We start from the raw sequence: 25327 nt of genomic DNA on the forward strand, positions 1-25327 counted from the left end.
AGATATAACATGACGACAGAACTGCACGAGGCAGGGCCGAGCCTGAAATCGGATTCGGATTTTTGGAGAGATCCATATCTGTTTTACGATCAGCTGCGGTCCATTCATCCTGTATATAAAGGAACCGTTTTAAAGCATCCGGGCTGGTATGTCACCGGATATGAAGAAGCGGCAGCGATTTTGAAGGAACCGGCATTTATAAACCGCGTTCCTCTCCCAGAAGCTTCTACTAAATATGAACAACTTCAGCGATTGCAGCGAAATATGATGCTGTTTCAAAATGAGTCCGGCCATAAGCGGATGCGGACGATTGCCGGCAAAGAATTCATGCCGCAGAAGACGGCAACTTTCCGCCCTGCTATAGAAGAAACCGTCCATGAATTGCTCGATCAGCTTGAAAACAAGAAGACGGCGGACATGGTATCGGAATTCGCCTTTCCTTTGGCAAGCCTTATCATTGCCGGCATGCTCGGCGTCCCGGAAGAGGAAAGGTACCAATTCAGGCAATGGACGGCGGATCTCATTCAAACGATCGATTTGACCCGTACACGAAAGGTAATGGCAAAAGGCGGTGATACCGTTGCCAAGCTGACGGCTTATTTTAAAAATTTAATTGAAAAGCGAAAAGCGCATCCTTCTGAAGACCTGATCAGCACATTCGCCGGTCATGAGCAGCTTGCTGATGAAGAAGTGCTTGCGACGTGCATCCTGCTTGTGATTGCCGGACATGAGACGACAGTCAACCTTTTGACGAACGGGTTGTTTTTGCTCATGACACATCCTGACCAGCTCAGTGAGCTGAAAGAAAATCCGCTGCTGATTGAGTCGGCCGTCGAAGAATGTCTTCGCTATGAAAGCCCGACACAGCTGACAGCGCGCACCGCGTCGGAGGACTGCGAAATCAACGGGAAAATCATCAAAAAAGGAGAGCACTTATATATCCTTTTAGGCGCCGCCAACCGCGATCCAAAGATATTTCAAAACCCGCATCTATTTGACATCACAAGAAAGCCGAATCCGCACCTTGCCTTTGGAGCCGGTGCGCACGTATGTTTAGGCTCGGCATTGGCGCGGCTCGAAGCGCAAATTGCCATTCCCGCACTGTTGGCGCGGCTGCCTAACTTGAAGCTTGCTTCAACAGACGTTCCATTTCGCAGGCTAATCGGCTTTAGATCGCTGGCCGAGCTGCCTGTCATCCTCAATTAAAGACGACGAAAAAAGGGGCTGGCTTACAGGTGCCGGCCCTTTTTAATCTTTCTTTTCATTTTGGGTAATATAGGTTTGCAGAAGCGCCTTTAATTCTTTGACTTCTGCGCGCAGTTCTTTGATTTCTTTTGTATCCTCTTTCAGCTCGCCTGTCTCATCCTCTATTTCCTGAGAAATTTTTTGCGCATTATTCACGATTTCCCCGACGATCAAGTTGATCATAATGAAAGTCGCAATGACGATAAATGAAACGAAATAGAGCCATGACCAGCCGCTCTCGGCAAAAATGGGCCTGAATATGCCGCTTGCCCACGATTCGAGCGTAAAGGTTTGAAACAGTGTCAGAAGGCTGAGCTGCAGGTTGCCGAAGTATTCCGGCGCGATGGCGGAGAAGAACATCGTACCGATGACGGCGTACACGTAAAAAATGATGCTCATCAGGATAATGACGCTGCTGATGGTCGGAATCGCCATAAACAGCGCGTTGACGATCCGTCTTAATGAGGGGACCGAAGTGATCGTCCGCAGGACCCGCAGCACCCGGAAAATACGGAGAACGCTGACGAAATTCGTATTGTAAAGAATCAAACTGCCGGCGACGATCACGAAGTCAAAAACGTTCCAGTTGTTTTTAAAAAAGTGCTGTTTTTGAACGAACAGTTTAAGAGAAAGTTCGATTACAAATATCGTTAAAAACAAGCAATCCACAATAAAAAATACTTTTTGATAAGGCTTAAAGAAAGCGTAAGTTTCCAAACCGATCGAGATGGCATTCAACACAATGACCGTCGTGATGAATGACTGAAACAGCCGGCAATTAATCAATGCCGAAACCTTGCTTTGAACCGAATATCGATTTTGATGAGTGTTCACTCTTGTTATTTGTCCTCCTGTTTTGATGTATTTCTATGATACGTTACAACAGCAGGAAGATGTCAAGTCAGTTCCTTTATTTTCGCATCGAAAACTTAACGTTTACGTAAAAGTATAAAGGTAGTATAATAGAAAAGAAGAAAAATCTCGGGGGGATATGGACGTGGAGTGGATGAAGATTGATCAAATGGCCAAGCGAAGCGGCCTGACGAAAAGAACGATCCGCTTTTACGAAGAAATCGGTCTGCTTTCTTCACCGAAGCGGACGGAAGGCGGAGTCCGTCTTTACTCTGAAGACGATCTTGAGGAACTTGAAAGAGTGATCAGCGCGAAGGAAGTGCTGGGATTCTCGCTGCAGGAGCTCCAGCAGTTCATGGAAACGGGCAAGCACCTGGAGATGAATAAAGAAGGATACCTATTGTCGCTGGATAAACGGGAACGAAAAGAAAAGCTTGAAGACATTCAGAGGATGCTGAATGAACAGATGAGAATGATTGATGAAAAGATTGAAAAATTTCAATCATTCAAGAAGCGCTTGGAAGGTATGCAGGCAAAAGCCGAGAATGCCCTACAATCAATTGATTAAACAAGACAAACGCTATTTTCATAGCGTTTCTTTATTTGGAAAGAAGGTTTGATAGATAATGAATGAACAACCACCTGAGAACTCCAGTATGTTTAAACAGCCAAAAGCGGTCTGGGCGGTAGCCTTTGCCTGCGTGATCTCGTTTATGGGGATCGGGCTCGTCGATCCGATTCTGCCGGCGATCGCGCAGCAGCTGCATGCTTCCCCCAGCCAGGTTTCGCTTTTATTTACAAGCTATCTGTTAGTCACAGGTTTTGCCATGCTTTTATCAGGCGCTGTCTCGAGCCGGATTGGAGCAAAGCTGACGTTAATCAGCGGTTTGATCCTGATCATCGTCTTTGCGGGCCTGGGCGGGCTCTCGCATTCCATCTCTCAGCTTGTCGGCTTCCGCGGCGGCTGGGGACTCGGAAACGCCATGTTTATCTCCACTGCGCTTGCCGTCATTGTCAGCGTGGCTTCTGGCGGAAGCGCAAAAGCCATTATTTTGTATGAGGCTGCTTTGGGATTGGGCATTTCGGTTGGACCGCTTGCCGGCGGAGAGCTTGGCACGATATCGTGGAGAGCGCCGTTTTTCGGTGTATCGGTTTTAATGGCCGCTGCTCTTTTGGCCATCTTTTTTCTTTTGCCGCCTGTCCAAAAGCCGCAGAAGAAAATTTCCGTCAGTGCGCCGATCAAAGCGCTTCGTTATAAAGGGCTGTTGACGCTGTCAGGAGCCGCATTCTTATATAATTTCGGTTTCTTCACCCTGCTTGCATATTCGCCGTTTGTTCTTGACTTAAATGAACGGGGCCTCGGCTATGTCTTTTTCGGCTGGGGGCTGTTTCTTGCGATCACTTCCGTTTTTATCGCTCCGGCCGTACAGCGGATCTTCGGAACCGTCCGATCTCTGATCCTTCTGTTTATGCTGTTTGCAGCTGATTTGCTCGCGATCGGGATTTGGACGGAGCACATGGCGCTCGTCATCGGGGCGATCATCATAGCCGGAGGTATTCTTGGCATGATCAATACGATTTTGACAACCGCGGTGATGGAAGCCGCGCCTGTCGAACGGTCTGTTGCTTCATCTGCCTACAGCTCCATCCGGTTCATCGGCGGGGCCATTGCGCCTTGGATCGCCGGTGTGTTAGCCGATCATTTTACTGCGCATACTCCATATTTTGCAGGATGCATCGCCGTGCTTGCCGGCATCGCCGTCTTGGCTGGAGGCCGCCGTTATTTGGCGGGCATCAAAGCCGGTCATTAATGAAAAAAGCTTGTTTCCCTAAAAGGAAACAAGCTTTTTTGTTTATAAAACTTTCGTTGTCCATGACTCGCAATTCCATGTTTCTGTCGCTATGTCCATATAGAATTCAGGTTCGTGAGAGATGAGCAGGACAGAGCCTTTGTATTCTTTCAAAGCTCTTTTTAATTCTTCTTTTGCTTCAACATCAAGGTGGTTTGTCGGTTCATCGAGTACAAGCAGATTCGTTTCTGAATTGATAAGCTTGCATAGTCTGACTTTTGCTTTTTCCCCTCCGCTTAATACGGAAACCCTGCTTTCGATATGCTTTGTCGTCAGCCCGCACTTCGCCAGGGCCGCGCGGATTTCGTACTGTGTAAAGGACGGGAAGTCGTTCCACACTTCTTCTATGCATGTGTTGTTGTTGGTCTCTTTGACTTCCTGCTCGAAATAGCCGATATGAAGGTGTTCGCCGCGTTCGACTTCTCCCGACAGCGGTGAAATTTCCCCCAGGAGGCTTTTCAGCAATGTCGTTTTTCCAATGCCGTTGGCTCCGTACAGAGCGATTTTTTGGCCGCGCTCCATTCTCAAGTTCAGCGGGCGGGACAACGGCTCATCATAGCCGATGACGAGCTCCTTCGTTTCAAAAATCAGCTTTCCGGATGTTCTTGCTTGTTTAAAGTGAAATTCAGGCTTCGGTTTTTCCGAAGGGAGCTCGATCATATCCATTTTATCGAGCTTTTTTTGCCGTGACATTGCCATATTTCTTGTGCTGACGCGCGCTTTGTTGCGGGCGACGAAGTCTTTCAGCTCTGAAATCTCCTGCTGCTGTTTTTTGTAGGCGGCTTCAAGCTGTTGTTTTTTCACTTCATATACTTCGCGGAATTGGTTGTAGTCGCCGACATAGCGGGTCAGCTCCTGGTTTTCCACATGGTAGATCAGATTGATGACGCTGTTTAAAAACGGAATGTCGTGAGAAATCAAAATAAAGGCGTTCTCGTACTCCTGCAAATAGCGTTTCAGCCATTCGATATGCTGTTCGTCCAGATAGTTTGTCGGCTCATCGAGCAGCAGGATGTCGGGCTTTTCCAAGAGCAGTTTGGCGAGCAGCACCTTTGTCCGCTGACCGCCGCTCAATTCCGCGACATCCCTGTCAAGTCCGAGATCGTTGAGCCCGAGGCCGCGGGCGATTTCTTCAACTTTTGCGTCAATCGCGTAAAAGTCGTTGTTGGTCAGGGCGTCCTGAATCGTTCCGACTTCTTCGAGAAGCTTTTCAAGCTCGTCGGGGTCGGCCTCGCCCATTTTTGTGTAGATGGCATTCACTTCTTCTTCCATCGCAAATAAATAATGGAAAGCGTTTCTCAGCACATCGCGGATCGTTTGTCCGCGCTCAAGCGATGTATGCTGGTCAAGATAGCCGACCCGGACGTTTTTTGACCATTCTACTTTTCCTTCGTCAGGCTCAAGTTTGCCCGTAATGATATTCATGAAGGTCGATTTTCCTTCGCCGTTTGCTCCGATGAGACCGACATGTTCGCCTTTCAGCAAGCGAAAGGATATATCATGAAAGATCGCCCGGTCGCCAAAACCGTGGCTCAGCTTTGTAACTGTAAGTAAACTCATGTTTTGCACCTCAAGAAATATAATCTGTATTCTATAAGATTATATCGAACTCGGAGGGAACAATAAAAGAAAAATTGCGAAGCCGCTTTTGTTTTGAGATACTAGGAGCAGAATCAACCTGATAAAAGGAGAAAAACATGACAGAAAGATGGCCATTTTTAAATAAAGCAAAACCGTTTATTCAAGAAAACTGGAAGGCGTCGGGCTTTCAAGATCCGACGAATGTCCAAAAAAACGCGGTCGATCTGATTTTGGACGGGCGTGACGTGATCGCCGAGTCGCCGACTGGAACGGGCAAAACGCTCGCATACGTCCTGCCGATTCTGGAAAAGCTGGAGGCGGATCAAAAGAACGTGCAAGCTGTGATTCTGGCTCCATCCCGCGAGCTTGTCATGCAGATTTTTGATGTGATCGTTGAATGGAAAAAAGGCTCTGATATCAGAGCCGCTTCCCTGATCGGCGGCGCCAATATCAAAAAGCAGCAGGAAAAGCTGAAAAAACACCCGCACATCATTGCAGGTACGCCTGGACGCGTATTTGAGCTGATTAAAATGAAAAAGCTGAAAATGCACGAAGTGAAAACGATCGTCCTTGACGAAACCGATCATCTGCTTACGCCGGAGCACCGCGGGACGATACAAAGCATCATCAAATCGACGCTCCGCGACAGGCAGCTCCTCTGTTTTTCGGCGACTTTAAAAGACGATGCCGAACGCGAGCTTCGTGAAATGACCAAGGATGCGGAAGTTCTCAAGATCAAGAGGTCGAAAGAAGAATCGGCAAAAGTCAAACATCAATTTCTCGTATGCGACCAGCGGGATAAGGTGAAAATTCTGCAGAAATTCTCTCGGCTTCCAGGCATGCAGGCGCTCGTCTTTGTTAAAGACATCGGCAATTTAAACGTATATGCCGAAAAGCTCAAATTTCATCATGTAGAAATCGGCGTCCTTCACAGCGAGGCGAAAAAAATTGAGCGCGCCAAAATATTGCAGGCATTTGAGGCGGGAGAGTTCACACTGCTTCTCGCGACCGATATCGCAGCGCGCGGGATCGACATCGAAGATCTCCCTTATGTCATCCACGCCGATTTGCCAAACGTTGAAGGCTATATCCACCGGTCGGGAAGGACGGGAAGAGCGGGGAATGAAGGAACCGTGATCAGCCTTGTCAACCGCATTGAAGAAGAAAGGCTGAAAAAGCTGGCGAAGAAGCTTGAAATTCCGCTTCAGCGGATCGTGTATGAAAGAGGACGGATTATTGAAAGATAAGAAAAGAGGCCTGCCGCCGGCAGGCCTCTTTTTATATGAATGCTCAGGCATTGTCGGAATCGGCGACTTTGATCAGCTGCTTGCCGAGGTTTTTTCCTTCAAACAAGCCTAAAAATGCCTCAGGTATCCGCTCGAAACCTTCTGTTATCGTTTCCTCATATTGAAGCTGTCCGCTTTTCACCCATTCGGCGAGCTGTTTGATTCCTTCAGGAAAGCGGTCCCTGTAATCGTTTACGACAAATCCCTTCATCAGGGCGCTTGATTTAATCAAGGCCGTTTGTACGCGCGGTCCCATATCTTCTTCTGCGCTTTTGACGTTATAAGAAGAAATCGCCCCGCAGACTGGAATTCGTGCAAACTTATTGATCAGGGTGAAGACGGCATCTGAAATCGCGCCACCGACGTTGTCAAAGTAAACATCGACACCGTCCGGGCAAGCTTGTTCAAGCGCTGAAGCCATATTTTCCGTTGTTTTATAATTGATTGCTTCATCAAAACCGAGCTTTTCTTTTAAATATGCCGTTTTTTCATCAGAGCCCGCAATTCCGACGACTCTTGCCCCTTTGATTTTGGCGATTTGTCCGACGGCGGAGCCGACTGCTCCGGCGGCCCCGGAGACAACAACCGTTTCACCGGCTTTTGGCTGTCCGATGTCCAGAAGTCCGAAATAGGCCGTCAAACCGGTCATGCCGAGAATTCCAAGAAAAGCGGTAACAGGTGCGAGGGACGGATCGATTTTCTGGAGATTGTCTTCGCGAACCGCTGAATACTCCTGCCAGCCCAAGCGGCCCAAAACAATATCCCCTTTTTTGAGCTTGTCTCCTTTTGCAGATATCACTTCGCCGATCACGCCCCCGGTGATCACTTCATCAAGCGGAAATGGCTCGACATAGGATTTCGTATCCTGCATTCTTCCCCTCATATAAGGGTCCACTGAGACATAAAGCGTTTTTACAAGCGCTTCACCGTTTTTTGCTTCCGGAATTTCCGTTTCTTTTATGCGGAAATCGTCCATAACAGGTATGCCCTGCGGACGTCTTGCAAGTTCAATTTGCTTTTGCGGCATAATGATTCCTCCTTTTACTTATAACTTACCACGTAAAAAAGAGGTTTAGCAAAAGATCAGCGGATTGCACGAAATGTTTTCTTCAGTACAGAATCGGGCAGAAAAAGGTGAAAAACATCGGCATTTCTTTCATTTAAAAGATATTGATTGGCATTTTCTCTTGAATATTGGAACATGTCTTTTGTGATAAAAGGAAGCAATGACAGGAGATAAGAAGAGAGGAGGTCTTCGGTGCTGCTTGCCGTTCTCCTTTCTTCCGGATCGCCGATGTTCATGATGATCGAAAAGACATAATCGATATTGATGCCGAATCGTCTGGCGGCAAATGATTCAAATCGATGAGTATCAGCTTCCTGATGACCCTCTCTTGAAAAAATCTGCTTGACCAAATCGCTAATGATCCATGCGTTGTATTGCTGTTCCGGTGAAAAATAATACACGCTAAATCACCCCATCTAAAAGCCTTGTCTATTTGTTAATGTACCTGAATTGGCAACCCTTTCAAACATTTTGTCTGAAAATTTATAACAATTGTAACATTGAAATGAAAATGTCATGACAGAGCATTCCTCCGTTTAGCCGTGTGAACAAAGGGTAAGTTTTAAATACAACATGAAAAAGGGAGGAGATTCATATGAAACCAGTAGTAAGACAATATACAAACGATGAAAAACTGATGAAGGATGTTGAGGAACTCAGGGAAATCGGAGTTGCAAGAGAAGATATTTACGTTTTGTCACATGACGACGACCGTACTGAAAGACTTGCAGACAACGCGGATGCCAATACGATTGGAGCCGAAGAGACAGGCATCAAAAATGCCGTCGGCAATATCTTCAACAAAAAAGGGGACGAGCTCCGCAATAAAATTCATGAGATCGGCTTTTCAAAACAAGAAGCAGAACAATTCGAGAAACAGCTTGATGAAGGAAAAGTCCTCCTCTTCGTTACGGATCATGAAAAAGTGAAATCCTGGGTATAATTTGCAACTGCCGACATGGTCGGCAGTTTTTTTAATAAAATAAAATTTGAATGATAGCTTGAAAGGAGTAGAATAATAAACGAAAACGATATGAATAGGAGGAAAAGCTGTGGCTAAAGAAAAAGATGCAGAACAAAAATCGGCACTGAACATCATTCCTCTTGCGGTCACGATTTTAGTCGGAGCGGTTATTTGGTTTATTCCGTCGCCCGCCGGATTGGACCCGAAAGCATGGCACTTATTTGCAATCTTTGTGGCAACGATTATCGGCTTTATATCAAAACCGCTGCCGATGGGGGCAATCGCCGTATTCGCATTGGCGATCACGGCGCTCACTGGAACGCTGTCGATTGAAGAAACGCTCAGCGGGTTTGGAAACAAGACGATTTGGCTGATCGTCATTGCCTTTTTTATTTCGCGGGGATTTATTAAAACCGGTTTAGGTGCGCGAATCGCCTATTTATTTGTACGGATGTTCGGCAAAAAAACACTCGGACTCTCGTATTCACTCCTTGTCAGCGATTTGATTTTATCGCCGGCGATCCCGAGTAATACCGCACGTGCCGGGGGAATTATTTTTCCGATTATCCGTTCGTTATCCGAAACTTTTCAGTCGACGCCCAAGGACGGCACGGAACGGCGCATCGGCGCTTTCTTGCTGAAGGTGGGCTTTCAGGGGAACTTGATCACTTCTGCGATGTTCTTAACGGCTATGGCGGCAAACCCGCTGATTGCCAAACTTGCCCATGATGTGGCAGGTGTGAATCTGACCTGGACAAGCTGGGCTGTGGCGGCCATCGTCCCGGGACTTGTCAGCTTGATCATCACCCCGCTTGTCATTTATAAACTGTATCCACCTGAGGTGAAAGAAACGCCTGATGCGGCGAAAATCGCAACAGAGAAGCTCAAAGAAATGGGCCCGTTCAAAAAATCGGAACTCTCTATGGTCGCGGTCTTTTTGCTCGTCCTTTTTTTATGGATTTTCGGAGGCAACCTGAATATTGACGCGACAACAACGGCATTGATCGGTTTAGCCGTCCTGCTTTTGACACAGGTTCTGACGTGGGACGATATTAAGAAAGAGCAAGGCGCATGGGATACGCTGACATGGTTTGCCGCGCTCGTCATGCTGGCGAGCTTCTTGAATGAACTCGGCATGGTCGGCTGGTTCAGCGATGCGATGAAATCGTATGTTTCAGGATTCTCCTGGATCAGCGCATTTCTCATTTTAATTGCGGTTTACTATTATTCGCATTATTTCTTTGCGAGTGCAACCGCTCATATCAGCGCGATGTATTCGGCCTTTCTCGCCGTGATTATCGCTGCAGGCGCTCCGCCGCTTCTCGCAGCATTAAGCCTTGCGTTTTTCAGCAACCTTTTTGCTTCGACAACGCATTACGGAGCGGGAGCGGCTCCCGTCTTTTTCGGGGCCGGCTATATTCCGCAAAGCAAATGGTGGTCAATCGGCTTCATCTTGTCGATTGTTCATATTGTGACATGGCTTGTTGTCGGAGGGTTATGGTGGAAATTACTGGGCATATGGTAAAATGAAGGGCGGGAGAGATCCTGTCCTTCTTTTTATGTTCATATCGACGCTGTTGATTTGAAATTCCACGATTTGTAGTCTAGAAAGGGTTTGTTTAAATACACCGAACGTAAGGGGGTGAACGTTAATGTTTTGGTCAGTTGATTTCATGCTGCTCGGTTTCTTGTATGCGATCGTCTACTTTTTGTACGACATTGTGAAAAACCGAAAAAAGACAAGTTTTTTTAGAAAAATAGTGTTTGCCAGTTTTATTGTTTATTTGAGCGCCGTTTATCACTATACGATAGGCGGAATCAACATTCCGCCGCAGCCGGCATACGCTCAAATGAACATTCAGCTCATTCCGTTTTATTTTGTCACTGAATGGGTGCAAATGTATCAGCAGAGCGGCTTTGATTGTTTTTTTGGAATTCCGTCAAGCTTACATTTTTTAATGTTTTATTGCTCATTCCTTTAGGTGTGTATCTTTCCGTTCTATGGAGAAAAACTTCGCTTAAAAAAGCGGCAGTTTTTGTTTTTTTGACGAGCTTTTTGATTGAGAGTCTCCAGCTTGTGCTGTCTGTGACAGGATTAATAATGGCGAGAACCTTTAATGTGGATGATTTAATTTTAAATACGGCCGGCGGTGTAATCGGTTTCTGCCTGACGTCTTTCATGTTCGGAGCTAAAGGATCAGATTCCCGCAGGAAAGGTCTGCATTTTTGAAGAAAGCGCGAAAGTTGGTTCCCGGCTAGGCAATCATCTTTTTTAGTTAAAATTGAAAGCTCAGGCTCTTAAATCGGTGCATGCCTGTGCCGTGCTGTGCCAGTCCGTGTTTCTTCAAGTGCCGTGCCGCATGTCCGGCTTCCTCTAAAATGTCAGGAGCAAGACCGAGCTGATGATGCCCGCCGAAAACCTTTTTTACGCGCCCGATAGCCGAAACTTTTTCAAGCGACTGAACCAGTTGAGCCGGATCAGTCGTCGGATAGAATGCATAGATTGGAGCTCCGGTATACAGCAGATCGCCGGTAAACAAGTAGCCTGACGCTGGATCAAAGATGCAAATATGCCCCGGGGAGTGTCCAGGCGTATGATAAATAACAAGCGGCCTTGAGTCGCAGCCGACCGTATCTCCGTCTTGCAGCGTTCCCGACGGTTCGCCTCTGAACGGGGTGTATGTTTCAGCGGAAAAGCCGGCCGGAACAGGCTTGGTGATATCTCTCGAGACATCGCGGCGAATTTGCTCGATCGGAAGTCCTTTGATTCCGTCCGTCAGCCATTCTCTCTCAGCTTCATGGACGTAAATGCGCTGATATTCATCGTGGCTTCCGATGTGATCCCAATGGACATGGGTTGTGATGACGCTGACCGGCAGATCGGTCAGACCGTCCGTCACCGTCTTCATGCTGCCGATGCCAAGACCCGTATCAATTAAAACGGCATCCTTCGCCCCTATAAGCAAATAAGAGTGTACTTTTTCCCAATGCCCGTATTCGCTGATCGCATATGTGGATTCATCAAGCTCTGTCACAGTAAACCACTGACTATCTGCCATTGGTTTGTCCCTCCTTCATTTTTTTCAAAGGTGCTCATCGATGCATATCTCCCAGTCAAATGTGCAAAATAATAAAATACATAATAGGTGAGAGTGGTGAACATGATGAGTGATCCTTACATGCCTTTGACATCCGTTAACAGCGGGGTCCTGGAGGAGTATGCCGAAGGTGTATTTGGTTTGACGGTGCAAATCGTCAATGTGTATTTTATTTTCGATCCCGATTCGCGGGAAGCCGTTTTAATCGATGCCGGTATGCCCAAGTCCGCTCCATTCATTTTAAGAGAGGCGAAAGAGCGGTTTGGCGATTTTCGGCTTAAAGGAATCGTTTTGACACACGGACATTTCGACCATGTCGGCGCTTTGGAAAGTCTTCTCGAAACATGGCCGGTTCCAGTTTACGCCCATGAGAAAGAAATGCCTTATTTAATGGGAAAAGCCGATTATCCGCCTGCAAAACCGCAAGTGAAAAGCGGGCTGGTTGCAAAGATGTCTCCGTTATTTCCGAGGCACTCCATCAACATTTCGTTCCATGTAAAGCAGCTTAATAAAGATGGTTCGCTTCCGTTTCTTGAAGGATGGAAATGGATTGAGACGCCGGGCCATACACCGGGGCATGTTTCGCTTTTCCGGCAGTCGGACAGAACCTTGATCGCAGGGGACGCCGTTACAACTGTTGAGCAGGAGTCTCTATTTGAAGTGGCAATTCAAAAGCAGGAGCTGAACGGACCGCCGGCTTATTTCACAATGGATTGGACAAAAGCAGCAGATTCGGTTCGGAAGCTGGCAGGATTAAAACCGGCTGCATTATTGACGGGACACGGTGTACCGATGAAAGGAAGCGATTTTTCCGAAGCGCTCCTTGATCTATCAGACCGCTTGCCCGCCTCTGATTCGTAAATTGTCATATGCTGCGCTTAAAACATTCAGCCAGGCTGAATGTTTTTTTATAGGGAAAAACTAACCATTTTACATGTGATGATGGCCGTCCATTGTTCTAAATTCCGGATGTTGATGTATACCAAAGGAATCATTTTCTGAAATTTTAGACAAAATATGTTGATATTTCATTTATAATGCAGGTATGCCTGAAAGGAGCTGAGAAAAGATGAAAATTCAAAAAAGGGTCCAAGCTTTGCTGGCAACTTCGGCAATGTTTGCAGGACTGATGCTGTCCGATGCGGTGTACGCTGCGGAAACCCCTTACTATGGAAAGAACTATACTCAGCCAGAGCAAGTGTCATCATTATATCCGGAGCCTGAAGAAACATTCTCAACCCCTGCTTTTGTAAAAGAAGGGGAAGCCTTTACGACACAAGAAGAAATGATGAAGTTTATAACCAGTCTGACAAAGAAAAGCCCGAATGTCAAAATCGGGAATATCGGTTTTTCAATTGAAAAAAGAAATATTCCTGTGCTTTACTTCACAAAGGACAAGCAAATACGTTCCATATCAAAAAAACCAACCGTCTGGCTGCAAGGACAGATACATGGAAATGAGCCGGCAGCGGGAGAATCTGCTCTGGCGATAGCTGAAAAACTGGCCGGACCGTATGGCGACAAAGTGTTGGACAAGATCAATGTCATCGTTGTTCCGCGGGTCAATCCTGACGGATCATATCAGTTCAACAGACGGCTGGCGAACGGAATCGACGGAAACAGGGATCATGTCAAGCTCGAGTCTCCAGAAGTGCGCGCCATTCACCAAGAATTCAATAAGTATTCGCCTGAAGTCGTTATCGATGCCCATGAATACGGTGTCGGCCAAAACGAATTTCAGAGCATAGGCGAAAAAGGGTCATTAAAATACCATGATATTTTAATTTTATCAGGAAAAAATTTAAACATTCCCAAGTCGATCAGGCATGCGTCCGACAGCCTTTATGTGAACGGCGTCAGAGCTAAACTTGATGAAAAAGGATTTTCTAATGATGCTTATTATACGACAGGAAAAAGCAAGGACGGAAAAATCGAAATCTATGAAGGCGGTACAGAAGCGAGAATCGGGCGTAATGCATTCGCCCTCCAGCCTGCCCTTTCCTTCCTGGTGGAAAGCAGGGGAATAGACATCGGACGCGAAAATTTTGCAAGAAGAGTCGCGGCTCAGGTTGCTACACATGAGACGATCATCGACACGACAGTGAAGCATGCAGCCGAGATCAAGCGCCTTGTCTCCAAAGAAAAATTAAAGCTGATACAAAACGGCGCTAAAGTGAGCGATAAAGACCAAGTGGTCATCAACAGTGAGTTTGCAGGCCCGTTTAAAGACACGCTTAAAGTCGCTGATATTGCCTCAGGACAAGCAGTTGACGTTCCTGTCCAATATTACAGCGCCTCAGAGGCCGTTCCTGTGCTGTCAAGAACTCGGCCGACCGCTTACCTTGTCCTTCCGGGCCATCAAGATATCGAACAGAAGCTGAAGGATCAGGGATTAAAGAGCGTGACACTGGCTTTCAAACAAAAACTCACCGCTGAAGCGTATGAGGTTTTATCGAAAGAAACAGCGGGAGAATCTGAGGGCCGGCCAGTGATCAAGGTAGAAACGAAGCTCAAAAAACAGAAAAAAGAGTTTCCTAAAGGAACAAAAATCTATTTTACAGCTCAGCAGCAAAGCAATCTGCTGTCAATCGCACTTGAGCCGGAGTCGGTTGACAGTTATGTAAGCACAGGTTACATTCCTTCTCAAAAAGGCAAAGAGCTGCCGGTTTACCGCTTCATGCTGAACACCAAAACGCTTAATTTTAAGGAATAATCACCAGGCATCCGTCTTTGACGGATGCTTTTTAGCGGTTTTTTGTTTTTTCATACATAATTGTTTTAAACTGAGATCGAAACCTATACAATAAATATCAGTCTGAAATCTGGAAGGAGAGAATCCGGTTGGAATCACATGAAGAATTATGGAGGGAAGCCAAGGCCTTCATCGAGCTCTGCTACGGGGAACTGTCGAAGTCCGAAGAAGAAACAAGGATGCGCTTACATAAAATAGATAAAGAAATCAGAGAAACCGGAAGCTATACACATACATTAGAAGAAATCGAACATGGAGCCAGAATGGCGTGGAGAAACAGCAGCCGCTGCATCGGCAGGCTGTTTTGGCACTCTCTTACTGTCATCGATCAAAGAGGCGTTCAAACCGAGGCAGAGGTGCGGGATGCGCTTTTCCACCATATTCAGCTTGCAACAAACGGAGGGAAAATCAGACCGTTCATTACGGTTTTCCCCCCGGAACAAAACGGACAAAAAAAAGTGTCCATTTGGAACCACCAGCTGATCAGGTATGCGGGGTATGAAACTGAGCAAGGCGTTATCGGCGATCCGGCGTCATTGGAACTGACAAAGGCGTGTGAAGCGCTCGGCTGGAAAGGCGAAGGTACGCCTTTTGACGTATTGCCGCTTGTTTTTCAAATAGATGGGCGTCCTCCTGTGTGGTATGAGCTGCCTCGTGAAATCGTCAAAGAGGTTCGGATTGAACATCCGGAGATTGAAGGCTTCAAAAGTTTGGGGCTGAAGTGGTACGCTGTACCGATTATAGCCGATATGAAGCTGGAAGTCGGAGGGATTCATTATAATGCCGCCCCGTTTAACGGCTGGTATATGGGAACTGAAATCGGAGCGCGCAACCTCGCGGATGCAGACCGCTATAATGCGCTCGAAAAAGTGGCAGCCATTATGGGGCTTGATACGGAGCGGAATACTTCGCTGTGGAAAGACAAGGCGCTTGTTGAATTAAATACTGCGGTGCTTCACTCCTATAAAAAAGCCGGCGTCAGCATCGTCGACCACCATACTGCGGCAAGCCAATTCAAGCGGTTCGAGGAGCAGGAGGCTGAAGCCGGAAGGGAGCTTGCAGCAAGCTGGACGTGGCTGATTCCGCCGTTATCGCCGGCAGCGACCCATATCTTTCACAGCTATTATGAAAATAAAACGCTGAAACCGAATTACTTTTATCAGGAAAAGCCTTACCTTAACAAATAAAATCCTCAGGAAAAGCGGCTACCCAACAATGCCGCCTTTTCTGAGGAGAAGCTAAAAGGCTCCAAATCGGAGCCTTTTTGAATCGTCTCAGCTTTTCATATTGATTTCCTTCCGGTACAAAACATAAGAATAAATATAGGGCGCCAAAACCGTTGCCAAAATAACCGGAAGCATGATTTCTGGACTGATTGATAACAACCCGTCCGCAGCTATTAGAAGTCCTGCCAAAGTAAATACTTTCGCCGCAAATCTGTGGGTTTTTTTCCAGATTGAATCACTGCTCAATGTCCAAGGGTTCTTGATCCCGAAAAAAAAGTTGGAGCGGACTCTCGGTAGGTAATTGCCTATGACGATTAATAGAGCGCCTACAAGAACCGGTACGATGCTGCCCGCCGGCAGATCATACCCGAGCCCGGTCATGATAACAAGCACGTTGATCAGAGAAAATATAAGCAGCATGGCATTGATGAGAATGTAATAAGTCTTCGAAAAAAGCTGATAGTTTTTTCTGCGCGGATCGATTTTCGGCGTTAAGAACATCAAGACATATACAAAAACGAGCAGCCCAATCATGGCAAGCATCGCTTCCATTTTGGAAGCATACCTGTCGATTTCCCCCGAAGATGACCAATGGATTGGAACTTGACCGGAAATGTGCGGATAAGCGATTGCCCACATGATTAGATTCATAGCGATTATAGCGAGCGAAAAAATGTGTTTTCTCATTTTGCATCCCCTTTATCTTTGCCGGCTTGTTCAGTAAAACTGAAAGCCCAGCCGATGATTTCTTGAAACATTGTAGTGTTTAGCGAGTAGATGATGTATTGGCCTTTTTTTTCATCCTGAATTAATTCAGCCTGTTTTAAAATTTTTAAATGCTGAGAAATACTTGGTTTAGACATTTGAAACTGGTCGGAAATTTCACCGGCGGTCATATCCCGGTCCTTCAGCAGGTTCAAAATCTTTCTTCTCGTCGGATCAGCTAGAGCTTTAAAGGTTTGATTCATATTTAGCATCCTTAGAATAAGTATTTAGTTATTTAACTAAATACTAAAATAAAAGAAAAATTTAGTCAAGATTTATTAAAAAAATCCGCCATCTCCGGCGGATTTCTCAATAGCTGATATTAAACTTTTGGAATCCGTCCAATTCTTTGGTTTCTTCCACTTTTACATCCGTTACTTTTGAGAATGGACTTCCTTTTTGAATTGCTTTTAAAAATTGCTTCAGGCTTTCCTCAAGTCCCTCGGCGCGGATTTCAACTGTGCCGTCGTCGCGGTTTCGAACCCAGCCTGTCAATTTGTGTTTATCTGCTTCCATTTGAACAAAATAGCGAAATCCCACGCCCTGAACGCGTCCGTCTACAATGATTCTGTATTGAAGCATCGAGAACACCCCTTTTCTTTTATGCTACCATATTTCCCATTTTGAGATCATGGGATAGACATGCTTCGGATGAATCGTTAAAATATGAAAATAAAGGAAGGGCGTGAGGTTTTGGAAAATCAGGAGTATGAAATCATATCTATTCATGTAGGCCGTCCGCGTACATACGAATTCGACGGTAAGCAGGTGGAAACGGCAATCGTGAAGGAGCCTGTCAGCGGACCTGTCTATTTGAGCCGTACGAATTTTGAAGGGGACGGGCAGGCGGATCTGATTCACCACGGGGGAGAGGATAAAGCGGTTTGCGTCTATCCGGCGGATCACTACATGTATTGGGAAAGCGTCTTGAAGCGAAAGCTGCCAGAGGCGGCATTTGGAGAAAACGTGACAGTTAAAGGGCTCACCGAAAAAGAAGTGTGCATCGGCGATATCTTTAAGCTGGGGGAAGCTCTTGTTCAAGTCAGCCAGCCGCGCCAGCCTTGTTTCAAGCTGGCCAAACGTCTGAATCAAAAAGATATGGTGTTAAAAGTGAGGGACACCGGGTACAGCGGATTCTATTTCAGGGTTCTCGAAGAAGGAATTGTTGCGCCTGATTCGCGGCTGCAGCTCGTTTCAAGAGATGCGCATGAAGCCACGGTCTCGTATGCCAATCATTTGATGTACCATGACATGGGCAATCACCCAGCCATTCGGAAGATCCTTGAGGTTGAAGCGCTGTCGGAAAGCTGGAGAAGCTCATTTTTAAAGCAGCTGAGCGCATAAAAACAAGCCGTGTCTGAAGAGGAATACGGCTTTCAGCGTGTCGACAAACCCTCGCATTCGTTGTCAGGCCTGCTAAGTCGGTGCTCACGAATAGAGGAAGGATCGGCGGCTAACCGCCAGGCGTCCTGCCTGAACGCCGCCGTAATCACCTCCTGTGAAAGTCTGCTTCGATGCTCGGCCTTCCTAGACTGCAAGGGTTGCGGGTCACGCTGAGCTTAAAGGATGTTTATTTTTTGACGCTTTCAAGCAGGTTGGCCAAAAAGTGTTTTTTATAGCTTTGAAGCTTTCTTCCTTCATACTTCGTCATTCCCAGCTTTTTCAGTTCTTCTACATACCAGCCTTTGCTTCCGTAATGCATGGCAGAAAACTCCCTTCTATATTTCGATGCAATTGGGATTCTAACATCTATAGAAAAACGCTGAAAAGGGATAGGCGGCAATTTTTAAAAACTGAGTCTTTCGACATAGTCTGGAAGTTTGAGGGCAGGCGTCAGCCGTGTGTCAAACTGGTGACGATCATCACAATGATCGCGATGCTGAGGACGATCCCAATATATTTTAAGAAGCCGTTCTTTTTTTTATGAGCATATACGATTAACAGGATGCTCTCGATAAAAAAGATCAGCCCGATGATGGCAAACAGCATGCGGTAAAGCTCCTTTCGGCACAGTTTGTCTTTTATTTTAGCATAAAAGCCCGCGCTTCTATGAGCCGGGCTTTTTTATGCGTAATCAGTCAAGCTGTGTTAAAATGATCGGTTCGTTTTTCGTGATGACGATCGTATGCTCGATCTGCGCCACAAAGCTGCCGTCAGGCGTTTTGAATGTCCAGCCGTCTCCGGCTTCGATGGTATGTTCTGCTTTTGTGGAAACAAACGGCTCAAGGGCGATGACGGTTCCGTTTTTAAAGAGCGCATTATCAAACGGGTCATAGTAATTTAAGATATGGTTGGGCGCTTCATGGAGGTTCCTTCCAATCCCGTGTCCCGTCAGGTTTTTAATGACGGTAAATCCGTTTGCTTTTGCTTCATTGTATACGGCTCTGCCGATTTGGTTTTGTTTCTTGCCGGCGCGCGCCTGCAAAAGCCCCTTTTGAAAAGCGCTTTCCGCACTTTGGCAAAGCTTGTGCAGCATTTCATCGCCTTTTCCGAGTACAAAAGAAATGCCCGTATCAGAATAGTAGCCGCCAAATTCAGCGGAGATGTCGATGTTGATCAAATCCCCTTCTTTTAAAATTCTGGATTCGCTTGGGATGCCGTGGGCGACTTCATCGTTCACACTGATGCACGTCGTTCCCGGGAAGTCGTATTCTTTTTCCGGAGCCGATGCGGCGCCATGGGCTTCAAGCACTTCTTTTCCGATGAGATCCAGCTCTTTTGTGCTCATGCCGGGAGCTGCTTTTGCCTTCATTTCCTCCCTGGCTAAAGCGACGATTCTGCCGATTTTCTTGAGCCCTTCCAGCTCTTGGTCATTCGTTACAATCACAATTCATTCCCGCTTTCTTTTTTTATATTCCATTTCAAGCTTACCATATTTGTTTGCGAAAAAGGAACAGAGCGGCTTCAAGACAAAAAAAGCACCCGCTTATTTAGAAGCGGGTGCTGTCTGTTTATTGTCCGGAATCCGATTTCGTTGTTTGCGCCGCATCAGATTCTGATGTTTTCGGATTGTGGTTGGTATAGTCGTAGTCGCTCGGATTGATCGCTTTAAAGCCCTTCGGTTTATAGAAGCGCAGCAAATCTCCGTCGACGATTTTATCCGACATTTCGAGTTCTTTTTTCACGGCCTCTTCGATGTTCGGATCGATGTCTTTTTCGTTCAGTAGCTCTCCTGTTTTCGTGTCATAGTAGTTTCCGTTCGTTTTCGTATATTCCGGAGAGACGAAATCGCCGTTGCGGAACGGAATAATTTCACGGTGTTCCGGTGACAGAAGGTCTGAACCGCTCATCAGGTAATCTTTCGTATTCACGCCCATCAAATGAAGCAGGGTAGGGGCTACATCGACTTCGCCGCCGTATTTATGGGATTTGATTCCCTTGACCCCAGGCGCGTGGATGAACAGCGGCACCCTTTGCAATTGGGCGTTTTCATATGGTGTGATGTCTTTGCCCAAAACTTTGGCCATCGCTTTGTTGTGATTTTCAGAAATACCGTAGTGGTCCCCGTACATGACGACAATCGTATTATCATACAGTCCGGCTTTTTTCAGGTCGTTGAAGAATTGTTCAAGCGCCTGGTCCATGTAGTTGGCCGACTGGAAATAATGGTCAACGACGCTGTCGCCGGTATCCCCGGCAGGGAAGTCTGTATCGCCTTCATCCATCTCGAACGGAAAATGGTTCGAAAGGGTGATAAACTTCGTATAGAACGGCTGTTTCAGGCTTTTCAACAGCGGCATTGATTCTTCAAAGAACGGTTTATCTTTCAACCCGTAGTTTTTCGTTTTATCTTCGCTCATATCGTAATACGTAGCGTCAAAGAATTTGTCATAACCGATGGCTTTATACATTTCATTGCGGTTCCAGAACGTTTTGTAGTTGCCGTGGAACGCCGCTGATGTATAGCCTTGAGACTTCAAAATGGCCGGAGCCGACTGCAGCGTGTTTTGCGCTTTATTAATGAACACTGACCCTTGCGATAAAGGATACAGCGAGTTGTCCATCATAAATTCGGCGTCGGACGTTTTACCTTGTCCGGTTTGGTGGAAAAAGTTATCGAAATAAAACGTTTCATTGTCGTGCGCCAGTGAATTTAAGAATGGCGTGACTTCTTTGCCGTCGAGCTTATAATCGATCAGGAAGGTCTGAAGTGATTCCAGTGAAATGTAAACCACGTTCATGCCTTTCGCTTTTCCGAAGTATTCGGCATTCGGCTTATCATGATTGGCTTTAATATAGTTCTCAACTTCCGTTACGTCGCTGGAACTTGCCAGTGCGCGCTGGCTGTTTGACTTGATATTTTGCACCGCATCATAGATTGTGAAGTTGTAGGTTCCCAAATATTTCACAAGGTAGTTGCGGTCAAAAGAACGGGTCAGAAGCTCCGGACGATCGATCTCGGCAACGGCCAGGTTGGCGAGGAAGACGAGGATGCTTGCTCCCATCACAATTTTAAACGGACGCTTCGTTGTTGTTTCAGATGGTCTGTTATAGAAAACAGCCAGCCCGATTAAAATAAAGGTGTCGATGAAATACAGAACATCAAGCGGGTGCATAAGCGAGAAGATGCTGTCCCCGAGCTGTCCTCCGTTTGTTTTTGCCTGCATGATTGCAGGCAGCGTGATAAAGTCGCTGAAAAATCTGTAGTATACAACGTTCGCATATAGCAAAAAAGACATTAAAAAATGAATCACTATAATCGCTGTCTGCTGTATTTTTTTCTTGAACAAGAGTCCCAATCCAAGAAAGAACAAGCTTGAGCTAATCGGATTCACAAAAAGCAAAATGTGTTGTACTGTGTTGGTTATTCCTAAATTAAATTCAATTACATACGCAGCATAAGTTTTTAGCCATAGCAATATAGCGGCTATCAGGAAGAAGGCAAGGCCTCTTTCCTTAATAAATCTTTTCAATTGTTACACTCCTTTTTTCCGGATCAGTAAAAACCATCGGAACGAAAGAAAAAAACGAATGTATAAAATATACCATGAAATACCGATTTAGAAAAGCGGAAACCGGCCTTGCGAAAAAAATCGCAAAACCCCTGTCAAATCAGGGTTTTACAGCTTTAAAAAAGATGTTTGGGAATATTTTACGCTTGTATTGCATTGGCGGGAACTGATCTTTATGGCAGACTGTTGTTAGTATATGAACGAAAAGGGAGGATTTAGACCATGGATTTTTCGAGCATCGTTTCTGAAGACAAGATTAAGCAGGCCATTAAGGACGGCGAATTCGAAGGGCTTCCGGGAATGGGGAAACCTTTGAAAAAAGACGATGCCGCCCATGTTCCAGAGCATCTCCGCATGGCTTACAGAGTGATGAAAAACGCCGGAATGGCGGGGGATGAAGGCGCTTTAAAGAAAGAACTGATGACGATTGACGACTTAATCGCAAAGTGCGCGGATGAAGACGAGCGCGAGCGTTTAATTGAGAGAAAAACAGAAACCCGGCTCAGGCTCGACAGGCTCGCCGACAAAAAAGGCATGTTTTCCAAGCCTGCCTCAGCGTTTTATAAAGAAAAAGTGTACCGAAGGCTGAGCGGAAATAAAAAGCGCTAAAAGCAGGTTTATTTCTCCCCTGTAGTGGTATTGACCCGTAAACGAACAAAAGGGTGATAGGATGGAACGATTATTGAATTGGGTTGAATACATATCAGATTGGCTGTGGGGGCCACCGCTGATCATACTGCTGACAGGGACAGGAGTCTACTTGACGATCCTGCTGAAATTTTTTCAATTTCGCTATCCTCTCTATATCTTTAAGCAGACGATCGGAAGTGTCGGCAAAAAGCCGAAAGGAGAAGGGACGGTTACACCGCTGCAGGCTTTGACATCGGCTCTCAGCTCAACAGTCGGCGCCGCCAATATCGTCGGTGTGCCTGCGGCCATCATGTTCGGCGGTCCGGGAGCCGTTTTTTGGATGTGGCTGGTCGCGCTGTTTGCCATGGCGATCAAGTTTTCGGAAAGCGTCCTCGCCGTCCACTACAGAGAAAAAAATGAAGAGGGCGAATATGTCGGGGGACCGATGTATTACATTACAAAAGGGCTCTCCATGAAATGGCTCGGCGTCTTTTTTTCAGTAGCGCTGATGATCGAACTTGTACCGAGCATCATGGTGCAGGGAAATTCGGTTTCCGCATCGCTGGCTGAGACGTTCTCGTTCAATCGTTTATACACCGGAATCGGGATTGCTTTTTTGATCGGTTTAGTGGTGATCGGAGGGATTAAACGGATTGGAAAAGTGACGGAGCTCGCAGTTCCGCTTATGGCAGGGGCGTACATCGGGGCCGGTTTCCTGATTGTCGTCACAAACCTTTCCTCTGTACCCGCTTTTTTCTCTCTCATCTTTTTGAATGCGTTTACATCTTCTTCGGCATTCGGCGGCTTTGCAGGTGCGGCAGTTGCCGAAACCGTTCGCTGGGGGTTTGCACGAGGCCTTTATTCCAACGAAGCCGGGATGGGGACGGCGCCGATTGCCCACGCAGCGGCGATGACCGACCACCCTGTGAGACAGGGGTTCTGGGCGGTGATCGGCATCGTGGTCGATACGCTGCTGATTTGCACGACCACCGCCTTCGTCGTGCTCGCATCAGGCGTCTGGACCGGCGAAAACGCATCAAGCGATCCGGGGGCGCTGGCCGCAGCCGCATTTCGCAGCTATTTTGGCCCTGTGGGCGGATACTTCGTCTCTGTCTCGCTCGTTTTCTTTGTCTTATCAACGATCACAGTAGTCATTTTTTACGGTGTAAAACAAGCTGAATTTCTGTTCGGACGGCTCGCGGGACATGTGATTAAATTCATCTACCTGGCCGCCGTCGTCATCGGTGCTGCCGGAGGAGCAAAGGCGATATGGGGATTCCTCGATCTCGCGCTCGTTTTCATTCTTCTTCCGAATATTTTGGCGGTGCTGCTCTTGAGCAGAAAAGTAAGGTCTTTATATGATGAGTTTTTTACATCAGAAAAGTATTATTTGAAAGACATCGGTCAGCAGGACGGCGTTTATGAAGGTGACGAAAAAGTGAACAATTTATGATCACAGCCGGTTTGTTCCCGGCTCATAAATCGGAGGAAGCCTTGCTCTCCTACGTTTTATGAAGGGAACATCCGGCTTTTTTTAATTTTTGAAAGCGCTACAAAAATATATTGACTACTTGTATATACAGGAATACAATATACCTATAACGTGTATATACAGGTTATAAGAGGAGAAGGAGGGATTGGAATGACTGATTTGAATCAATCAGCGCGACGGATTGTCGATGCTGTCGGCGGTGCTGACAACATTGCAGCGGTAACCCATTGTGTAACGCGTTTGCGATTTGCATTGCTCGATGAAAGCAAAGTCAATCAAGAGGTGCTGGAGCAAATAGATGTTGTCAAAGGATCGTTTTCGACTAACGGCCAATTTCAAGTGGTGATCGGCCAAGGAACGGTCAACAATGTGTACGCGGAGCTGGTGAAGGCAACAGGAATCGGCGAATCGTCAAAGGATGATGTTAAGAAAGCCTCAGAGAAAAATATGAATCCTTTACAGCGTGCCGTGAAAACGCTTGCAGATATATTTATTCCAATATTGCCGGCGATTGTCACTGCCGGGCTGCTGATGGGGATCAACAATATCCTGACGGCTCAAGACATTTTCTTCAGCGGAAAATCAATCGTTGAAGTCTATCCGCAATGGGCGGATCTCGCTAATATGATTAACTTGATCGCGGGGACTGCTTTCGCATTTCTCCCTGCGCTAATCGGCTGGTCGGCCGTCAAGCGGTTTGGCGGAAATCCGCTGCTCGGCATCGTGCTCGGCGTCATGCTTGTGCACCCTGATTTGTTAAACGCCTGGGGATACGGGGCTGCGGAGCAAAGCGGAGAGATTCCTGTCTGGAATTTATTCGGTTTGGAAGTGCAGAAGGTCGGCTACCAGGGGCAGGTGCTTCCCATTTTGCTCGCTTCTTATTTGCTGGCAAAAATTGAGCGCTTTTTGACAAAGCGGACGCCTGAGAGCATTCAGCTCCTTGTTGTGGCACCGATTACGCTGCTTGTCACAGGTTTTGCTTCATTTATTGTCATTGGACCGATTACATTTGCCATCGGAAATGTTTTAACATCAGGCCTTATTGCTGTCTTTGAACAATTCGCCGTACTGGGCGGACTGTTATACGGAGGGCTTTACGCCGCTCTCGTCATTACCGGAATGCATCATACATTCCTTGCCGTTGACCTTCAGCTGATCGGCTCAAAGCTCGGCGGAACATTTTTATGGCCGATGCTCGCGCTGTCCAATATTGCACAAGGTTCAGCCGCGCTTGCGATGATGTTTATTGTCAAAGATGAGAAGCAGAAAGGCCTGTCCCTGACATCCGGAATTTCAGCTTATCTCGGAATTACCGAACCGGCATTGTTCGGAGTGAATCTCAGATACAGATTTCCGTTCGTGATCGCGATGATCAGTTCGGGGATTGCCGGTATGTTCATTTCCTCGCAAGGGGTTTTGGCAAGCTCTGTCGGCGTCGGCGGCGTACCTGGAATTTTCTCTATTATGAGCCAATACTGGGGAGCGTTTGCGATCGGAATGGCGATCGTGTTGATCGCGCCGTTTGCCGGAACATATCTCTACGCAAAATTAAAAATGAAATAAGAGAG

The 25327-nt window shown here is 46.6% G+C and carries 27 protein-coding genes; 15 read left to right on the forward strand and 12 right to left on the reverse strand.

Translation table 11 applies throughout. From position 1 onward, the window contains the following. Positions 1–9: 9 nt before the first annotated feature. On the forward strand, positions 10–1206 hold the full coding sequence (locus H7F26_RS10285) for a cytochrome P450 (RefSeq protein WP_003179699.1): 1197 nt from the start codon (positions 10–12) through the stop codon (positions 1204–1206). A 42-nt stretch (positions 1207–1248) separates the two neighbouring features. Here H7F26_RS10285 and H7F26_RS10290 read toward each other — a convergent pair whose 3' ends face one another. Continuing rightward, positions 1249–2079, reverse strand: a complete 831-nt coding sequence (locus tag H7F26_RS10290) for an ion transporter (RefSeq protein ID WP_003179701.1) — start codon at positions 2077–2079, stop codon at positions 1249–1251. Between the two features lie 163 nt (positions 2080–2242). Here H7F26_RS10290 and H7F26_RS10295 point away from each other — a divergent pair, with 163 nt between their 5' ends. Together H7F26_RS10295 and H7F26_RS10300 are read left to right on the forward strand one after the other, a co-directional pair. Beyond that, on the forward strand, positions 2243–2665 hold the full coding sequence (locus H7F26_RS10295) for a MerR family transcriptional regulator (protein WP_003179703.1): 423 nt from the start codon (positions 2243–2245) through the stop codon (positions 2663–2665). A gap of 58 nt (positions 2666–2723) precedes the next feature. Further along, positions 2724–3908, forward strand: a complete 1185-nt coding sequence (locus tag H7F26_RS10300; RefSeq protein ID WP_003179705.1) for an MFS transporter — start codon at positions 2724–2726, stop codon at positions 3906–3908. Between the two features lie 42 nt (positions 3909–3950). Here the strand turns inward: H7F26_RS10300 and H7F26_RS10305 are convergent, their stop codons facing one another. Then, positions 3951–5507, reverse strand: coding sequence for an ABC-F family ATP-binding cassette domain-containing protein (locus tag H7F26_RS10305; RefSeq protein WP_003179706.1), 1557 nt, complete (start codon positions 5505–5507; stop codon positions 3951–3953). A gap of 137 nt (positions 5508–5644) precedes the next feature. Between H7F26_RS10305 and H7F26_RS10310 the strand changes: the two genes are divergently transcribed. Continuing rightward, positions 5645–6775 carry a DEAD/DEAH box helicase gene (locus H7F26_RS10310; RefSeq protein ID WP_003179708.1) on the forward strand — a complete coding sequence of 377 codons (1131 nt, stop codon included), beginning with the start codon at positions 5645–5647 and terminating at the stop codon, positions 6773–6775. A 43-nt stretch (positions 6776–6818) separates the two neighbouring features. Here H7F26_RS10310 and H7F26_RS10315 read toward each other — a convergent pair whose 3' ends face one another. Together H7F26_RS10315 and H7F26_RS10320 are read right to left on the reverse strand one after the other, a co-directional pair. Next, a complete protein-coding gene (locus tag H7F26_RS10315; protein ID WP_003179710.1) occupies positions 6819–7841 on the reverse strand; it encodes an NADP-dependent oxidoreductase in 1023 nt (340 codons plus the stop codon). A 56-nt stretch (positions 7842–7897) separates the two neighbouring features. Next, positions 7898–8281 carry a YfmB family protein gene (locus H7F26_RS10320; RefSeq protein ID WP_003179712.1) on the reverse strand — a complete coding sequence of 128 codons (384 nt, stop codon included), beginning with the start codon at positions 8279–8281 and terminating at the stop codon, positions 7898–7900. 194 nt (positions 8282–8475) lie between these two features. Between H7F26_RS10320 and H7F26_RS10325 the strand changes: the two genes are divergently transcribed. The 4 genes from H7F26_RS10325 (at position 8476) to H7F26_RS10340 (ending at position 11074) form a co-directional block, all read left to right on the forward strand. After that, on the forward strand, positions 8476–8823 hold the full coding sequence (locus H7F26_RS10325; protein ID WP_003179714.1) for a YflT domain-containing protein: 348 nt from the start codon (positions 8476–8478) through the stop codon (positions 8821–8823). Between the two features lie 109 nt (positions 8824–8932). Beyond that, positions 8933–10369, forward strand: a complete 1437-nt coding sequence (locus tag H7F26_RS10330) for an anion permease (protein ID WP_003179716.1) — start codon at positions 8933–8935, stop codon at positions 10367–10369. Positions 10370–10496: 127 nt separating this feature from the next. Beyond that, positions 10497–10826 (forward strand): hypothetical protein, encoded by a 330-nt coding sequence (locus tag H7F26_RS10335; protein ID WP_003179718.1) that lies wholly within the window; start codon positions 10497–10499, stop codon positions 10824–10826. Positions 10827–10828: 2 nt separating this feature from the next. Further along, entirely contained in the window at positions 10829–11074 is a 246-nt protein-coding gene (locus tag H7F26_RS10340; protein WP_228767674.1) for a VanZ family protein, read from the forward strand. Between the two features lie 46 nt (positions 11075–11120). Here the strand turns inward: H7F26_RS10340 and H7F26_RS10345 are convergent, their stop codons facing one another. After that, positions 11121–11903: an MBL fold metallo-hydrolase gene (locus H7F26_RS10345; protein ID WP_003179719.1), complete on the reverse strand. Its 783-nt coding sequence runs from the start codon at positions 11901–11903 to the stop codon at positions 11121–11123. A 105-nt stretch (positions 11904–12008) separates the two neighbouring features. Between H7F26_RS10345 and H7F26_RS10350 the strand changes: the two genes are divergently transcribed. The 3 genes from H7F26_RS10350 to H7F26_RS10360 all read left to right on the forward strand — a co-directional run bounded on the left by H7F26_RS10350 (position 12009) and on the right by H7F26_RS10360 (position 15881). After that, entirely contained in the window at positions 12009–12803 is a 795-nt protein-coding gene (locus tag H7F26_RS10350) for an MBL fold metallo-hydrolase (protein WP_026080777.1), read from the forward strand. Between the two features lie 208 nt (positions 12804–13011). After that, on the forward strand, positions 13012–14655 hold the full coding sequence (locus tag H7F26_RS10355) for a M14 family metallopeptidase (RefSeq protein ID WP_003179721.1): 1644 nt from the start codon (positions 13012–13014) through the stop codon (positions 14653–14655). 128 nt (positions 14656–14783) lie between these two features. Beyond that, the gene (locus H7F26_RS10360; RefSeq protein WP_003179722.1) at positions 14784–15881 is read left to right on the forward strand and encodes a nitric oxide synthase oxygenase; all 1098 of its coding nucleotides are present in this window, start codon (positions 14784–14786) and stop codon (positions 15879–15881) included. Between the two features lie 87 nt (positions 15882–15968). Here H7F26_RS10360 and H7F26_RS10365 read toward each other — a convergent pair whose 3' ends face one another. From H7F26_RS10365 to H7F26_RS10375, 3 genes are all read right to left on the reverse strand, one after another. Further along, complete coding sequence (locus tag H7F26_RS10365) at positions 15969–16607, reverse strand: SdpI family protein (RefSeq protein WP_003179724.1); 639 nt, start codon at positions 16605–16607, stop codon at positions 15969–15971. Continuing rightward, positions 16604–16888 carry an autorepressor SdpR family transcription factor gene (locus H7F26_RS10370; protein ID WP_009329070.1) on the reverse strand — a complete coding sequence of 95 codons (285 nt, stop codon included), beginning with the start codon at positions 16886–16888 and terminating at the stop codon, positions 16604–16606. The genes H7F26_RS10365 and H7F26_RS10370 overlap by 4 nt, the downstream gene beginning before the upstream one ends. A gap of 106 nt (positions 16889–16994) precedes the next feature. Then, positions 16995–17267, reverse strand: coding sequence for an acylphosphatase (locus tag H7F26_RS10375; RefSeq protein ID WP_003179727.1), 273 nt, complete (start codon positions 17265–17267; stop codon positions 16995–16997). Positions 17268–17378: 111 nt separating this feature from the next. On the opposite strand from H7F26_RS10375, the gene H7F26_RS10380 reads away from it, so the two are divergent. After that, a complete protein-coding gene (locus H7F26_RS10380) occupies positions 17379–18029 on the forward strand; it encodes an MOSC domain-containing protein (protein WP_011197643.1) in 651 nt (216 codons plus the stop codon). 226 nt (positions 18030–18255) lie between these two features. Here the strand turns inward: H7F26_RS10380 and H7F26_RS10385 are convergent, their stop codons facing one another. From H7F26_RS10385 to H7F26_RS10400, 4 genes are all read right to left on the reverse strand, one after another. Then, positions 18256–18387 (reverse strand): DUF2639 domain-containing protein, encoded by a 132-nt coding sequence (locus tag H7F26_RS10385; protein ID WP_003179731.1) that lies wholly within the window; start codon positions 18385–18387, stop codon positions 18256–18258. A 131-nt stretch (positions 18388–18518) separates the two neighbouring features. After that, positions 18519–18674, reverse strand: a complete 156-nt coding sequence (locus H7F26_RS10390) for a hypothetical protein (protein WP_003179733.1) — start codon at positions 18672–18674, stop codon at positions 18519–18521. An 85-nt stretch (positions 18675–18759) separates the two neighbouring features. After that, on the reverse strand, positions 18760–19512 hold the full coding sequence (gene map / locus H7F26_RS10395; RefSeq protein WP_003179735.1) for a type I methionyl aminopeptidase: 753 nt from the start codon (positions 19510–19512) through the stop codon (positions 18760–18762). 124 nt (positions 19513–19636) lie between these two features. Further along, positions 19637–21598 carry a lipoteichoic acid synthase gene (locus H7F26_RS10400; RefSeq protein WP_003179737.1) on the reverse strand — a complete coding sequence of 654 codons (1962 nt, stop codon included), beginning with the start codon at positions 21596–21598 and terminating at the stop codon, positions 19637–19639. Positions 21599–21859: 261 nt separating this feature from the next. On the opposite strand from H7F26_RS10400, the gene H7F26_RS10405 reads away from it, so the two are divergent. The 3 genes from H7F26_RS10405 to treP all read left to right on the forward strand — a co-directional run bounded on the left by H7F26_RS10405 (position 21860) and on the right by treP (position 25322). Continuing rightward, positions 21860–22246, forward strand: coding sequence for a DnaJ family domain-containing protein (locus H7F26_RS10405; RefSeq protein ID WP_003179739.1), 387 nt, complete (start codon positions 21860–21862; stop codon positions 22244–22246). A 61-nt stretch (positions 22247–22307) separates the two neighbouring features. Further along, positions 22308–23720 carry an alanine/glycine:cation symporter family protein gene (locus H7F26_RS10410; RefSeq protein WP_003179741.1) on the forward strand — a complete coding sequence of 471 codons (1413 nt, stop codon included), beginning with the start codon at positions 22308–22310 and terminating at the stop codon, positions 23718–23720. 189 nt (positions 23721–23909) lie between these two features. Next, complete coding sequence (gene treP / locus H7F26_RS10415; protein ID WP_003179744.1) at positions 23910–25322, forward strand: PTS system trehalose-specific EIIBC component; 1413 nt, start codon at positions 23910–23912, stop codon at positions 25320–25322. Positions 25323–25327 lie beyond the last annotated feature (5 nt).

This window comes from Bacillus sp. PAMC28748, assembly GCF_014250415.1.
GTDB classification, from domain to species: Bacteria; Bacillota; Bacilli; order Bacillales; family Bacillaceae; genus Bacillus; species Bacillus licheniformis.

Excerpts from the sequence above, each read along its gene's own strand:
- H7F26_RS10375 (WP_003179727.1), bottom strand. The coding sequence starts at position 17,267 with ATGCTTCAATACAGAATCATTGTAGACGGACGCGTTCAGGGCGTGGGA.
- H7F26_RS10390 (WP_003179733.1), bottom strand. The coding sequence starts at position 18,674 with ATGCTGTTTGCCATCATCGGGCTGATCTTTTTTATCGAGAGCATCCTG.
- H7F26_RS10365 (WP_003179724.1), bottom strand. The coding sequence starts at position 16,607 with ATGAGAAAACACATTTTTTCGCTCGCTATAATCGCTATGAATCTAATC.
- H7F26_RS10345 (WP_003179719.1), bottom strand. The coding sequence starts at position 11,903 with ATGGCAGATAGTCAGTGGTTTACTGTGACAGAGCTTGATGAATCCACA.
- H7F26_RS10335 (WP_003179718.1), top strand. The coding sequence starts at position 10,497 with ATGTTTTGGTCAGTTGATTTCATGCTGCTCGGTTTCTTGTATGCGATC.
- H7F26_RS10305 (WP_003179706.1), bottom strand. The coding sequence starts at position 5,507 with ATGAGTTTACTTACAGTTACAAAGCTGAGCCACGGTTTTGGCGACCGG.
- H7F26_RS10325 (WP_003179714.1), top strand. The coding sequence starts at position 8,476 with ATGAAACCAGTAGTAAGACAATATACAAACGATGAAAAACTGATGAAG.
- H7F26_RS10300 (WP_003179705.1), top strand. The coding sequence starts at position 2,724 with ATGAATGAACAACCACCTGAGAACTCCAGTATGTTTAAACAGCCAAAA.
- H7F26_RS10405 (WP_003179739.1), top strand. The coding sequence starts at position 21,860 with ATGGATTTTTCGAGCATCGTTTCTGAAGACAAGATTAAGCAGGCCATT.
- H7F26_RS10350 (WP_026080777.1), top strand. The coding sequence starts at position 12,009 with ATGAGTGATCCTTACATGCCTTTGACATCCGTTAACAGCGGGGTCCTG.
- H7F26_RS10315 (WP_003179710.1), bottom strand. The coding sequence starts at position 7,841 with ATGCCGCAAAAGCAAATTGAACTTGCAAGACGTCCGCAGGGCATACCT.
- treP (WP_003179744.1), top strand. The coding sequence starts at position 23,910 with ATGACTGATTTGAATCAATCAGCGCGACGGATTGTCGATGCTGTCGGC.
- H7F26_RS10355 (WP_003179721.1), top strand. The coding sequence starts at position 13,012 with ATGAAAATTCAAAAAAGGGTCCAAGCTTTGCTGGCAACTTCGGCAATG.
- H7F26_RS10385 (WP_003179731.1), bottom strand. The coding sequence starts at position 18,387 with ATGCATTACGGAAGCAAAGGCTGGTATGTAGAAGAACTGAAAAAGCTG.
- H7F26_RS10310 (WP_003179708.1), top strand. The coding sequence starts at position 5,645 with ATGACAGAAAGATGGCCATTTTTAAATAAAGCAAAACCGTTTATTCAA.
- H7F26_RS10410 (WP_003179741.1), top strand. The coding sequence starts at position 22,308 with ATGGAACGATTATTGAATTGGGTTGAATACATATCAGATTGGCTGTGG.
- H7F26_RS10370 (WP_009329070.1), bottom strand. The coding sequence starts at position 16,888 with ATGAATCAAACCTTTAAAGCTCTAGCTGATCCGACGAGAAGAAAGATT.
- H7F26_RS10285 (WP_003179699.1), top strand. The coding sequence starts at position 10 with ATGACGACAGAACTGCACGAGGCAGGGCCGAGCCTGAAATCGGATTCG.